This window comes from Wolbachia endosymbiont of Drosophila incompta, assembly GCF_001758565.1.
Lineage (GTDB): Bacteria > Pseudomonadota > Alphaproteobacteria > Rickettsiales > Anaplasmataceae > Wolbachia > Wolbachia pipientis.
On record NZ_CP011148.1, the window covers coordinates 534,805 to 548,394 of the forward strand.

Annotated in this window: 11 protein-coding genes and 2 pseudogenes; 3 read left to right on the forward strand and 10 right to left on the reverse strand. The window is 36.4% G+C overall.

The window, feature by feature from the left end; genetic code table 11:
* The coding region (gene secA, locus WG67_RS02325) for a preprotein translocase subunit SecA (protein WP_458694991.1) at window positions 1–2,277 on the forward strand (2,277 nt) is incomplete at its 5' end.
* Between the two features lie 9 nt (window positions 2,278–2,286).
* On the opposite strand, the gene WG67_RS02330 is transcribed toward secA, so the two are convergent.
* The 4 genes from WG67_RS02330 to WG67_RS02345 all read right to left on the reverse strand — a co-directional run bounded on the left by WG67_RS02330 (window position 2,287) and on the right by WG67_RS02345 (window position 4,713).
* A complete protein-coding gene (locus tag WG67_RS02330) occupies window positions 2,287–2,961 on the reverse strand; it encodes an ankyrin repeat domain-containing protein (RefSeq protein ID WP_070356846.1) in 675 nt (224 codons plus the stop codon).
* Window positions 2,931–3,353, reverse strand: a complete 423-nt coding sequence (locus WG67_RS02335) for an ankyrin repeat domain-containing protein (protein WP_070356847.1) — start codon at window positions 3,351–3,353, stop codon at window positions 2,931–2,933. The genes WG67_RS02330 and WG67_RS02335 overlap by 31 nt, the downstream gene beginning before the upstream one ends.
* A gap of 337 nt (window positions 3,354–3,690) precedes the next feature.
* Window positions 3,691–4,332 carry a fructose-6-phosphate aldolase gene (gene fsa, locus WG67_RS02340; RefSeq protein ID WP_007552982.1) on the reverse strand — a complete coding sequence of 214 codons (642 nt, stop codon included), beginning with the start codon at window positions 4,330–4,332 and terminating at the stop codon, window positions 3,691–3,693.
* A 39-nt stretch (window positions 4,333–4,371) separates the two neighbouring features.
* Window positions 4,372–4,713, reverse strand: coding sequence for a hypothetical protein (locus WG67_RS02345; RefSeq protein WP_010082297.1), 342 nt, complete (start codon window positions 4,711–4,713; stop codon window positions 4,372–4,374).
* A gap of 270 nt (window positions 4,714–4,983) precedes the next feature.
* On the opposite strand from WG67_RS02345, the pseudogene WG67_RS08350 reads away from it, so the two are divergent.
* Window positions 4,984–6,076: pseudogene (locus WG67_RS08350) on the forward strand (IS3 family transposase).
* Window positions 6,077–6,556: 480 nt separating this feature from the next.
* Here the strand turns inward: WG67_RS08350 and folD are convergent.
* The 5 genes from folD to WG67_RS02375 all read right to left on the reverse strand — a co-directional run bounded on the left by folD (window position 6,557) and on the right by WG67_RS02375 (window position 10,817).
* Window positions 6,557–7,435, reverse strand: coding sequence for a bifunctional methylenetetrahydrofolate dehydrogenase/methenyltetrahydrofolate cyclohydrolase FolD (gene folD / locus WG67_RS02355; protein WP_010082295.1), 879 nt, complete (start codon window positions 7,433–7,435; stop codon window positions 6,557–6,559).
* The gene (locus WG67_RS02360; RefSeq protein ID WP_070356848.1) at window positions 7,419–7,994 is read right to left on the reverse strand and encodes a UbiX family flavin prenyltransferase; all 576 of its coding nucleotides are present in this window, start codon (window positions 7,992–7,994) and stop codon (window positions 7,419–7,421) included. Before WG67_RS02360 ends, folD begins: the two co-directional genes overlap by 17 nt.
* Window positions 7,987–8,253: a DUF2312 domain-containing protein gene (locus tag WG67_RS02365; protein ID WP_010082293.1), complete on the reverse strand. Its 267-nt coding sequence runs from the start codon at window positions 8,251–8,253 to the stop codon at window positions 7,987–7,989. The genes WG67_RS02360 and WG67_RS02365 overlap by 8 nt, the downstream gene beginning before the upstream one ends.
* Window positions 8,254–8,266: 13 nt before the next feature.
* The gene (locus WG67_RS02370; protein ID WP_070356849.1) at window positions 8,267–9,550 is read right to left on the reverse strand and encodes an HlyC/CorC family transporter; all 1,284 of its coding nucleotides are present in this window, start codon (window positions 9,548–9,550) and stop codon (window positions 8,267–8,269) included.
* Between the two features lie 88 nt (window positions 9,551–9,638).
* The gene (locus WG67_RS02375) at window positions 9,639–10,817 is read right to left on the reverse strand and encodes an aspartate aminotransferase family protein (protein WP_006280246.1); all 1,179 of its coding nucleotides are present in this window, start codon (window positions 10,815–10,817) and stop codon (window positions 9,639–9,641) included.
* A 275-nt stretch (window positions 10,818–11,092) separates the two neighbouring features.
* Between WG67_RS02375 and WG67_RS02380 the strand changes: the two genes are divergently transcribed.
* On the forward strand, window positions 11,093–12,265 hold the full coding sequence (locus WG67_RS02380; protein ID WP_070356850.1) for an NADH-quinone oxidoreductase subunit D: 1,173 nt from the start codon (window positions 11,093–11,095) through the stop codon (window positions 12,263–12,265).
* A 760-nt stretch (window positions 12,266–13,025) separates the two neighbouring features.
* On the opposite strand, the pseudogene WG67_RS02385 reads toward WG67_RS02380, so the two are convergent.
* Window positions 13,026–13,259: pseudogene (locus WG67_RS02385) on the reverse strand (hypothetical protein); the annotation flags it as partial.
* Window positions 13,260–13,590: the final 331 nt, after the last annotated feature.

Consider the following 13,590-nt stretch of genomic DNA (forward strand, 5'->3'; position numbering starts at 1 on the left):
GTTGCAACTTTAGCAGCATATCTAAATTCCTTAGAAGGGAAAGGCGTACACGTCGTAACTGTTAATGACTACCTTGCAAAACGAGACACAGAGTGGATGAGCAAATTATATAATTCTCTTGGGGTTTCTGTTGCGTTTATTACGAATAACTTGACAGACGAAGAGAGGAAAGAGGCTTACAGTGCAGATATCGTGTATTCCACAAATAACGAGCTTGCCTTTGATTACCTGCGAGACAATATGAAATTTTCTCAAGAAGACATGGTTCAGAGAGGCTTTCACTACGGAATAGTTGATGAAGTGGACTCAATACTCATTGATGAAGCTCGCACTCCGCTTATTATTTCTGGCCCGGTTGAGGAAAACAATCAGATATATAAGCATATCAATAAAATAGTAACCAAATTAGTTGACTCCGATTATGAAGTAGATGAAAAAGGTAGAACGGTATTCTTGACTGAAGATGGTATTTCACGAGTGGAGGAACTACTAAGGTCATACAATCTCATTCCTGAAAATTCCTCGCTCTATGATACTGACAGCATGATAATGACTCATTATATAGACCAAGCATTACGTGCATATAAGCTGTTTACTGCTGATAAAGATTATATAGTAAAGGATGGCAAGGTAGTGATTATTGATGAATTTACTGGGCGTATGATGGAGGGCAGGAGATATTCCGATGGTCTTCATCAGGCACTTGAAGCGAAGGAGAATCTTGAAATTCAGCATGAAAACCAAACTTTAGCATCGGTCACATTTCAGAATTACTTTCGTATGTACAATAAACTTTCCGGAATGACGGGAACAGCAGCAACAGAGGCAGAAGAGTTTCGTGATATATACAGATTAAATGTAGTAAAAATTCCAACCAATGTACCTGTAAAAAGAGTTGATATTGATGATGAAATTTACGGTACAGAAAAGGAAAAATTTAATGCTGTGTTGAAGTTTATAGAAGAATGCTACAAACGCCTTCAACCGGTCCTTGTTGGCACGGTGAGCATCGAAAACTCTGAGAAGCTTTCTGCGCTTTTGCAAAGCCATTCTCTTAAGCATTCAGTATTGAATGCTCGTTATCATGAACAAGAGGCGTACATAATAGCGCAAGCTGGGGTGCCAGGTAGTATCACTATAGCAACTAACATGGCAGGGCGTGGAACTGATATTCAACTCGGTGGAAATGCTGAAATGATCGCAAAGGTAGAGCTAAAGAAGATAAAAAATGCTGATGAAAGAGAAAAAAAATACCAAGAAATAGTTGAAAGAGTAAAAAAAGATAAGGAAATTGCTATAAAAGCTGGTGGTTTATGTGTGGTTGGAACCGAAAGACATGAAAGCAGGAGAATAGATGATCAATTACGCGGCCGTTCTGGTCGTCAGGGGGATCCTGGACTTTCTAAGTTCTTTTTATCGCTCGAAGATGACCTAATGAGAATATTTGGCTCTGATAGAATGAGAAGCTTTTTACAAAAAGTAGGGTTAAAGAATAACGAAGCTATTCATCATCCATGGATCAATAAGGCACTCGAGAAAGCGCAAAAGAAAGTTGAAGCTAGAAACTATGACGTGCGGAAATCTCTACTTAAGTTTGATGACGTAATCAATAACCAACGTAAAGTTATTTTTAAACAGAGAAACAATATCTTAGGCAACGAAATTAATGATTTACTTGAAGTATATAGCGAAGTAAATGAGAGCGTAGTAGAAGGTATAATCCAAAGTGGCTATTATGAGGATTATATTGAAAATATAGTCAAAGAATTCCATACAAGGTATGGAATAACGCTTGATAAAGAAGACTTGGCAAAGTTTTTGAATAAACAAGAAGCTTTGAATTATATAAATGATAAGATACAAGAATTTTTTACTGAGAAAGAAAAATATTTCAACAGTCAGCACACTACAGATTTGTGGAATACGATCGTGAAGCAAATGATGATAATGACACTTGATCATTTATGGAGGGAACACCTTTCAGTTCTAGAGAGCCTAAGACAAAGCATAAGCTTACGTGCTATGGGGCAGAAAGATCCACTGAATGAATTTAAACGCGAAGCTTTCTTGATGTTTGAGTCAATGCTTGAAAAATGGAAGGAACTCACCATTCACCGCTTAGCACACTTTAAGTTGGCAGACAACCAAGAGATAGGCAATAGGTTACATTCTGCTAGAAATAGCAGACTTCCCAAAGTCTCAAGAAACGACAAATGTCCTTGCAACTCCGGAAAGAAATACAAACACTGCCATGGTGCGGTTACTGTGGTGAGCTAATAATTATGGTTATACAGTTTGTTTATTTCCATCAACATTACTGCATCTAACCTCACTTAGCTTACTGTTTAATGAGTGCTCTGATGACTTATACGCAGCCCCATAGGAAATTCCACCAACTATCAGTGCAGATGCTACAGTAATTCCAATTATTGCTAGTGCAGGTAATGCAGTAGCGTAAACGAGTGCTAATGGAGTAACAATGGCAGCTAATATACCCACAGCAACTCCTGCTGTTATAGCTTTAGATCTATGAATAAATGATGGATCTGCACCATCATTTAGTAGAAGTTTTGCTAGCTTTGGGTATCCACGCTGAACAGCGTAGTGTAAAGGAGTTCTTCCTCCTCGATCTTGTATATTAACATCTGCTCCTTTTTTTAGTAAAACTTCTACTACTTGTGTGTGTCCATGCTTAGCAGCATTATGTAAAGGACTTCTTCCAACTTTACTTTGCACATTAACATCTGCCTCTTTTTTTATAAGATGTTTTACTACCTCTATATGACCATTATTAGCAGCATCATGTAAAGGAGTTCTTCCAACTTCACTTTGCACATTAACATTAGTGCTTCTTCCCAATAGATTTTCTAATACCTGTGTATGTCCATACTTAGCTGCATAATGTAGAGGAGTTTCCCCATACCTATTTTTCAGATCGATATCTGCTTCTTTTTTTGACAAATTTCTACTATTCGTATGTGTCCATGTTTAGCAGCAACATGTAAAGGAGCTTCTTTGCAATATCCATTTTTTATACCGGTTTTCGCTCCATTGTCTAATAGATTTTCTACTATTTGTATGTGCCCATGTTCAGCAGCAACATATAAAAGAGTCCTTTCATATTCTATAAAGAACCCTGTTAATTTTGTATCTTTAGCTATCATACGCAACATGATACCTGGTAAAAACAGGTGATCTATATCAAACTTGTTATCTTTCCACCCGTTGTATACGCGTGGGTCCTTTTCCTGCAGCTTATCCTTAATTTTATCAATTATATTATCTTTATTGAAGCCTTGATCATTAATTTCTTGTAATATTTCCTTTAGCATTTCTTCAAATTCTGATCCCACTATTTCCTACCAAGCTATAAAACTTTATTAAGGCATATGAAGTGGATTATGTCAATGAAGAACTAAGAAACTGGTTCTTCTTTTTTTCTATAGCTTTAGGTTTACCTACAATTTGAAAAACAACAAATTCGTCATTCCGCTACTCGTTAGCGCCGCGGCGGTATGATGTAGGGAAACCTTTCTTGGGTTAGCTATAAAGTTAAAATTCGACCAGGGCAGCCGCAATAAGGTAGCAAACGCCATCATGTCTTTAGGAGAGTTTGCTAATGAAGGCTCTTAAGTTGACGCCATTGCCTGAACGGATACGCCAATTTTTATGTTCATTTGTAACCGTCTATTATTTTACACCCCAGTCTTTTTCAAATATTGCTAGCCCTTGGTCAGTAAGTGGGTGATTAATTAATTGTCTAAGTACTTTTGCTGGCACAGTAATTGAATCAGCACCAAGCCTTGCAGCTTCTATTACATGCGCTGGGCTTCTCACTGATGCAACAAGAACTTTAGTATCAAAACCGTAATTAGAATATATAGTACATATATCTTCTATTAGCGATAAGCCATCATAGCTTATATCATCAAGGCGACCAACAAAGGGGGAAATAAAACAAGCACCGACCTTAGCGGCAAGCAGTGCTTGTCCAGGAGAAAAACATAATGTGATGTTAACAGGTATTTTATGCTCTGTCCATAACTTTTTACAAGAAATTAATCCTTCATGTGTAAGAGGTAATTTGATCACAACATTATCAGCAATTTTTGCTAAATTCAGACCTTCTGTGATCATCTCTTCATGGCTATCTGCAACAACTTCAACACTAACAGGCCCTTTTATAATAGAGCATATTTCACGCACTAAATCCTCGTATTTATCTTTACGCCCGGACTTTGCTATTAAAGAAGGATTAGTTGTTATGCCATCAATGAACTCCTTTAGTCCTTTAATTTCATTTAAATCAACGCTATCAAGAAAAATTTCCATATTAATCTCCTATAAAAAAAATACCCTTGCAAAATCTTGTCATCCTACCGCTTGACTTACAACCTTATGAACTTTCTGCGTTGTAAACATCAAACAGCCGATAACACAACTGTACAAATATTGAGACATAAGAGTAATTTGTACCAAGAAAAAAGATGTCATCCCAGTGCCCAGACCCCTTAGACAATGTACCATCTTTTGATTTTGTCCATTCTGGGCGGGGTTTTCAAGTTCTTTGATCTTAAATACTACATCTACTTTATCAAGATCAATGTTGACTTCTTTTACTAATGTTCTAATAAGACTACGTTTGGCTTGCCAATCTAGGTCCGATTTAACACTAGAATAAAAGCCCTTTATGCTATTTGTAATAAGATTCATTTTCTGCCGTATTCCCTTTTACCTTTTTCTTCTCTCCTTCAATCTCTTTTAAACGTTACTTCATTTTTTTTATTGCCTGCTTAAAGTCTTCCTTACTTATAGTTAGTGCATACTTTGTTGCCGTAAAAACTTCTGGTACCCAAACAATTGTAATAAGTATACACAATCTTTGTCAACTATTTTCGGCACTGGTATATTGACCTTACCCAGAAAAAGTGGAGAGAAAGAAAGGAGTTTTTTCGGGTAAAATAAAATTTTGGAGGATTAGAAATGGTAAGAGAATATACGGCAGAATTCAAATTGGAAGCTGTTAAGCTGGCAAATGAACAAAGAAAGGTAGGTCAACCAGTTGCAAAAGTAGCAAGAGATCTAGGAATAAGGGATAGTGTATTAGGAAAATGGATGAAGAAATATAACGAAAAAAAGTGTTGCAGATGCATTTCCAGGTAGAGGTAACATGGCTCCTTACGACAAAGAGAGGTTTGATTTACAAAGCAAGAGTAACAAGGGAAAGAGACATTTAAAAAAAAGCCCTGGCCAGTCAAAAAGAGTAAAATATTTTTTCATAAAAGAGCATAGTAAACACTATAAAGTGCAGGAATTATGTAGGGTTTTCTGCTAGTGGCTACTATAAGTGGACTACAAGGAAAATAAGCAGTAGAGAATCAGCAAATAAAGAGTTATTAGCAGATATTCAAAAAATATATCAAGCTTCTAAATGTAGATATGGAGCTCCTAAAATTCATGCTGAATTAAAGGCTTTGGGTAAAAGTTGCAACTTAAAAACAGTGCAAAGTATTATGCAGAAAAATGGTATTCAGGCTATATTGAGAAGAAAATTTAAAATTAAGAAACAACAAACGGACAGTAGCTCCCAATATATTAGACCAAAACTTTATTGTCGATCAACCAAATAAAGTATGGGATTACTTATATAAAAACCAAAGAAGGATGGCTATATTTGGCAACAATAATCGATCTATATTCACGCATGGTAGTTAATGAGCAGTTCAATAAATAAACAATTGGTTATGGACTCTTTATTAATGGCCGTTAACAAGCGTAAACCTGCCAAAAATCTACTATTACATAGTGATCAAGGTTCACAATATACTTCGCAAGGTTATCAATATCTCTTATCCATAAAAAACATAGATGAGTTATAAAGGTTGTTGTTACGACAATTCTGTTGTGGAAAGCTTCTTCAGTTCTCTAAAAAGGGAGTTACCAATAGACACCTCTCGGCACTCTAAACAGCATATCAAAACTGCTATATTTGAATATATAGAAATTTTTTATAACAAACAACGTCACTATTAACTATTGCATTCCTGAGCATTTTGATTCATCATTCTCTTTGTGAAAAACATTCCAAACTTTCTCTCCACTTTTTCTGGGTAAGGTCAGATACTATAAACTATAAAAAAATTTCTCCGATAGTTCATATAGCAAGTAAATTCACAAAATGAAGACTATTATTTTTATTACAGGTGTATCTACGGTTGGAAAATCAAGTTTGGCTCATATATTAGGTTCAAAGCTTTTTATGCCTAGAAACTTTGCAATTCCACTAACTATAGCTAACCCAAGAAAGGTTTCCCTACGTCATACCGCCGCGGTATCTCAGCATAGATTCCGCTAACGAGTAGCGGAATGACGAATTTGTTGTTTTTCAAATTGTAGGTAAACCTAAGCCACTTTAGCTATACTTGTAGAGAAAAAAGAATAGATGATGATCCTAAATATTTAATAAATTTGACTACTGAGGAATTTCAAAAATCTCAATTTTTTATTAATTGTGATATGGTACATTCTATCTTCATATAGCTTTCCTCTTCATACCTCAACTAATGAAATCAGAAGCATCAACTCCCTTTTGCAAGCAAGCAGCAATAACAGTGTTCATCATTAGAAATGCAATGGTCATTGGGCCAACGCCCCCGGGTACTGGGGTCATAGCTTTGGCTTTCCCTTTTATTCCTTCAAAGTCAACATCACCTACAAGCTTTCCTACGTTAACGCTATTTATGCCAACATCGATCACTATTGCACCTTTCTTTATCCAGTCTGCTTGAACAAAATTTGGCTTTCCGACTGCTGCAACTACTATATCCGCTTTAGAGCAATATTCAGCTAAATCCTTGCTTTGTGAATGCAAGATGGTGACAGTGCAGTTTTCTTGCAATAGCAGGTAAAACATTGGCTTGCCCACGATATTTGACCTACCAATTACCACTGCGTTTTTACCGGAAAGGTTCTCTTCAATTGACTTAATTAAATGCAAAGAACCTTTAGGAGTGCAAGGTATAAGGCAGTTTTTCTCACCTTTAACTAATTTGCCAACGTTTTCATCATGAAAGCCATCTACATCTTTTTCAACACTTACTGTGTTAATTACTCTGCTTGCACTAATATGATTTGGTAAAGGCAATTGCACTAAAATGCCATGCACAGATGGATCTTCATTTAATTCATTGATTTTTTCAATTAATTCATCTTCTAAAATATTATTAGGCAAAACAATGGTCTCAGAACTTATGCCTATTGATTCTGCTTTTTTCTGTTTGTTGCGAACATAAACCTGACTTGCTGGATTGCTACCTATGAGAATTACTTTCAGGCAAGGAAAAATGTTATACTCTCTCTTTAAAATATCAATTTTTTGTGATAGCCTCTCACATAGGTCGTTTGCTATTTTTTTACCATCAATAATAATTGTCACTTCCTTGCCACTCCTTAAAGTCGGGTAATTTGATATCAAATAAATCCAATACTTTGCCAACAGAATGATTAATAATATCATCCAACGATTTCGGTTTAATATAAAAAGCAGGCATTAGTGGAGCAATAATTGCTCCCATCTCCGTTAATTTTAACATATTTTGTAAATGCCCAAGATGCAGTGGTGACTCTCGCACCATAAGAACTAACTTTCTTCTTTCTTTTAGCGTTACATCTGCAGCCCTTGTCAATAGATTGGAAGTAACACCTGATGCGATTTCAGACATTGTCTTCATAGAGCATGGTGCTACAATCATCCCTGAGGTTTTAAATGAGCCGCTTGCTATTTTTTCTCCAATCTTTTCTTCAGAATAGTAAAAATCTGCAAGTGATGTAATATCTTCAAGTTTTTCTTTAATCTCGTGAGCTAAAGTTACTTTCCCAGCACGACTTATCACTAAATGAGTTTCATAATCGACGTCTTTCAACGCTTCTAAAATACGCACACCGTAAATAGAACCAGATGCTCCACTTATTCCAATTACAATTCTGCTATTCACTTAACTCTTCTTCGTAGCTCATTCCCAATGCACGTTTATAGGTATCAAGCAATATTTCTTGTTCCTCTCTGTCATCATCATCCATCTTCCTCAGCCTAATAATTTGTTTCATCACTTTTATATCCCAACCTTCATCTGCGGCTTTTGCATATACATCACGAATGTGATCTTGCACATCCCTCTTTTCTTGTTCAAGTTTTTCGATTCTCTCTATGTAACCCTTCAACTCTTCAGCCGTTATTTTTACTGTATCTTCCATGAAACTCCACTAATTAATTGCTGCCACTAATATTACCAATTTTTACTTGCACTTCAACAACAGTAATAATATTTTTATCTTTTTTTAAAATCTTAAAGCGAAAACCATACATGGAAAACTCCTCGCCTTCGTCAGGAATGCGCTCTATTTCATTCACAATCATACCTGCTAGAGTTGTAGCTTCTTCATCAGGGAGATTCCAGTATAACTGCCTGTTAATGTCCCTAATAGTAGATTTTCCTTCTATGTGATACATATTATCAGATATTTTCTTTATAAAATTCTCCGTAATCAAATCATGTTCATCCGAAATTTCTCCAACTATTTCTTCCAGTATATCCTCAAGAGTTACAATTCCCTGCAGTGCTCCATACTCATCAATAACAAATGCAAGGTGTTTCCTGTTCTTACGGAAGTTGTGAAGTTGCACGCTGAGCGGTGTACTTTCTGGTATGAACCAAGGCCTTGACATAACTTGGGTAATGTCAACTTCTTCCGCTTTATTATTCTTTTCACGCAAAGCATTTATTAGAGCTTTCACGTGAATTACACCTACAATGTTATCTGGTTCCTTCTGCCATAAAGGTACTCTACTGTGACTGCTGGTTAAAATCTCTCTTATTAACTCTTCTTTATTCCGATCTATATCAAGAGAAAATAGGTTTCTTCTATGGGTCATAATTTGTGATATCTCTGTCTCAGCCAAATCAAGTATGCTGCTTAGCATATCTAAATCCTGTTGCAACATAGTTCCTTCACTGCGGTGAAGAGTAATCATATTACGCATTGCATCCGCTGCAGATATCACTTCCTTATCTTTATGCAGCCCACATAATTTTAGGATGAGGTTAACAATAAATTGAATACCTAGTGTCAATGGAGAAAAAATCTTTACAAAAAACAATACAAAATAAGCAGAAAATGATGCAAATTTTTCAGGATTTTGAATAGCATAAGTTTTTGGTAGAACTTCGCAGAACAATAAAATACAAAATGTCATTATAATTGTTGATAGGAGAATGCCCTCATTTCCAAAAAGATTGATAAATATTGCTGTAAATAAAGCAGAGCAAGTAATATTAATAATTGTATTGCCGAGCAATACCGTTCCTATTGTCAATTCTTTCCTATTTAATAAGCGATCTATTACCCTGGCTTTTTTGTTACCGTCTAGCTTTAGCTTATTAACTCGAGAACGGCTAATTGAGGTTAAGCCTATTTCTGCTCCTGAGAACAAAAACGATAAAACTAACAAAAGAAAAATTGCTGATGATACTAAGACCAATAACCAATCCATTAAAGTACGATGTTATTGTGATAAAAAATAAAATTAATTTTACATGTTATGAGAGGCATTTGCAAGCCTGAATTTATATTGCCGAATTTTATATACCTTTAATCTTAAAAAACAAATCATAAAGCATATTACACGCTGCGTTCACATGCTCATCCTCAATGATAAGTGGTGGGGTTACCCTTACTACTTTGTTGTTTAAAACCCTAGTTATTATTAAACCTTTATCAAGAGATCGACTAATAATTTTATCAGCTACAAGAGTTGCTAGTTCTATTCCCATTAGTAACCCTTCTCCACGAACTTCTAAAATCATCTCAGGAAATTCTTTAGCTAAAAGCAACAGCTTTTCTTTTAAATATTTACTAATTCTTTTAACATGATCAAAAAAGCCTTCTTTTAGCATTATATCGAGCACTGCATTACCAACAGTCATGGCAAGTGGATTGCCACCATAGGTTGATCCATGAGTTCCTGGAGTAATTGCTTCTGCTATATAATCTTTCACTAAACATGCAGCTACAGGAAAACCGTTACCCATAGCCTTCGCACAGGTTAGCATATCAGGTTCAATGCCGACATTTTGATAATGAAATAAAGAACCGATGCGTCCATATCCGCACTGCACTTCATCAAAGCACAAAATTATTCCTTGAGCTTTTGTTATTTCCCTTACTTTTTGAAGATATTCTACGTCTAGTGGATATACTCCACCTTCGCTTTGTATGGGCTCTAAAAATACAGCAGCTATTTCATTGTTGATTTTTTCTTCTAATGCTTTAATGTCATTTCTTGGCACTTTATCAAAACCAGAAAGGAGCGGAGCAAAACCTTCGCGTGATTTTTCATTGCCTCCAGCAGAAATTGCAGCAATACTGCGGCCATGAAAGCCTCCTTCAATTGTAATAATACGATTACGTTTTGCTTGCCCTTTTGAATAAAAGTAACGACGAATAAACTTAATTGCAGCTTCTGTTGCTTCAAGCCCACTTGAGCAGAAAAAAACTTTATCTGCAAAAGTAAGGGTTGTTAAACGCTCGGCAAGCCTTTCTTGCTCGGGAATAGTGAAAATGTTAGAGCAGTGCCATAATGAGCTCGATTGCTCTTTCAGCTTATCTGTAATGTATGGATGACAATGCCCTAAAGAAGTTGTAGAAATACCTGCAGCAAAATCTAAATATTTTTTACCATCTTTATCAAAAAGATATGCCCCTTCTCCCCTGACTATAGGAGTGTCAAGTCTATTATACGCATTAACAACATGATCCATTTTATAAGTATTGTGGTATTATCTATACTATACCTGAAATGAATCCATTAACACAAAGCTTTTCCTTTAACCTCTTATGCTACTTCAACTAAAAATTTGGCTAATGCAAACCTTTTTTGTCATTCTATAGCTAAAGTGACTTGGTTTTATCAACACTTATTAGCCATTGTAAAAGTTTTTGTTTCTATTGAATGATAGTTGTAGCCTATGCAAGAAGTTTATTGACTTTGAGCACACTTTAGCCTATACAATTTTAATATCTTAAACTACTGGACATGCCCGATCTAAAGACAATGATGTTAAATTTTGGACCTCAGCACCCAGCTGCACATGGAGTGTTGCGTCTTGTTTTAGAGATGGATGGTGAAGTGATCGAGAGAGCAGATCCCCATATTGGGCTTTTGCACCGCGGTACTGAAAAATTAATAGAACATAAAACGTATCTTCAAGCTTTGCCTTATTTTGATCGCCTTGATTACGTATCACCAATGTCACAAGAGCATGCATATTCACTTTGTGTGGAGAAATTGTTGCAATGTGAAGTGCCAATTAGGGCAAAGTATTTACGTGTCTTGTTTTGTGAACTGACGAGAATACTAAATCATTTACTGAACGTTTCTTCTCAAGCACTTGATGTTGGAGCAATGACCCCTCTTTTATGGCTCTTTGAAGAAAGAGAAAAAATGCTGGAATTTTACGAAAGAGCTTCAGGTGCAAGGTTTCACGCAGCTTACATCAGGCCAGGTGGAATTGCAGCAGATGTTCCAGAAGATTTGATTGAGGATATTGCAAAGTTTATAGAGCAATTTCCAAAATATATAGACGATGTTGATGAACTTTTAACAGAAAATAGGATATGGAAGCAACGCACTGTAGGAATTAGTGAAATATCAATTAAACAGGCACTTGATTGGGGCTTTAGTGGCCCAATGTTGCGCGCTGCTGGGCTTGCTTGGGATTTGCGAAAAAGCCAGCCATATGAGATATATGATCAACTAGATTTTGATATACCGATCGGCCAAAATGGCGACTGTTATGACCGTTATCTAGTTAGAATGGCAGAGATTAGGCAATCTATCAGTTTGGTGAAGCAGTGCATAGAGAAAATGCCTGAAGGGCAAATAAAAACTGAAGATAGAAAAATTTCTCCACCGTCAAGAGCAGAGATGAAAAAATCTATGGAAGCTCTGATTCACCATTTTAAGCTCTATTCAGAAGGATATCACGTACCAGAAGGTGAGGCTTACGCAGTTGTTGAGGCACCAAAAGGTGAGTTTGGAGTGTATATAGTTTCAGATGGTACCAATAGACCTTATAGGTGCCGAATAAGAGCACCTGGCTTTGCGCATTTACAAGCCTTAGACTTTATGGCAAAAGGACACATGCTTGCTGACGTTGCAGCAATTATTGGCTCACTCGATATAGTTTTTGGTGAGATTGATAGGTAATCATTGGTACCCGTTCAGGCAATGGCGTCATGCAAGTAGCTGACACATAACTGTACGAACATTTGTTTGCAAAGGCAGTATGTTAAGTGTTATAGCCGATTTTGCCTCAAACACAAAGGCAGTGCCTTGACTACTTGGATCCAGAAAAATTGATTGTGTACTATACAACATTTTTGATCAAAAGCGTAACCGTTCACTGTTAGACTGCATTCTGTGATTTTTAGCAAAACATGATCTTTCATTTGAGCTTCCTTCAATTTAAAATAAATACAGAAAATTGCTGCCTATAGCTAAACTGACTTAGATTTACCAACAATCGTCATCCCGCTACTTGTTAGCGGCTAAGAGATACCGCGGCGGCATAGCTATCTTCAAAAATATGGTTGAATAATTGTGTGTATAATTATTAATATTTTTAAACACTTTGGCTATGGCTTTATCTAAGTTTCTCGACCCTAAGCTGGATTTAACCTTCAAAAAAATATGTAGGGTCAAGAACTGGCGCGCCTACTTTAGGGTTTGGTGGCTGATCCATTGTTTTCACAATAGGCCTCAATCCAAATTCCCATGTTAACGTTTCCAGCTCCCGCCTCGTCAAACGCAGCATCCGCACTACGCTTTCCTAGCAGATTCTTTACCAAAGTTTATAACATATTGTGCTGGTGATGCTTTCGGTTTGTAATACCTTATTCTATAGTCTGAATATAGACCCAGCGTTTTGTATATCCATTCGCTACTCCACTTCTTCCAACCAAACCCTCTCTTCACTTTCAGCTAATAAGTGATTTTCTATTTCACCTTCCAAACTTGCCTCCAGCAGCTTTTTTATAAATGGTGTAAATGCTCCATCCCTTCCTGTTAATGGTCTGCCTTCCCTTATTGATGACAGTATATTTGCTTCCAGTTCTTTGTAATCTACCAAACCGGTAGTTCTGTTTACTACTTTCTGGTCTGGTAGAGACTCATGACCTTGAAACCAGCGATTTGGTCTCATAACCATAGTCTCCCCAAAAGAACCGTGCTTGCGGATTTCCCGCACACGGCTCCACAATACAGCGTTCACACTAGTGCTCCTGTGTATAAAGAAACATATACCTTTGGTTTTGGTAATGGATTTACTTTTAAATAGTGTATAAATTGTTCCCAATCCATACTTTTCTTTTGACTACGTCGGTTTATCCACTTAAATGCTAACTTTGTTACCGGTCGATAGAATTGAATCAAACACCGATAATTTCCGCTAACTCCGAAGTAGCTATAGTGTCCTGTTAGTTTGGCTTTAAGTTTCTGCCACCAATCTTTGAGGATAAGTTGCTACAATAAAA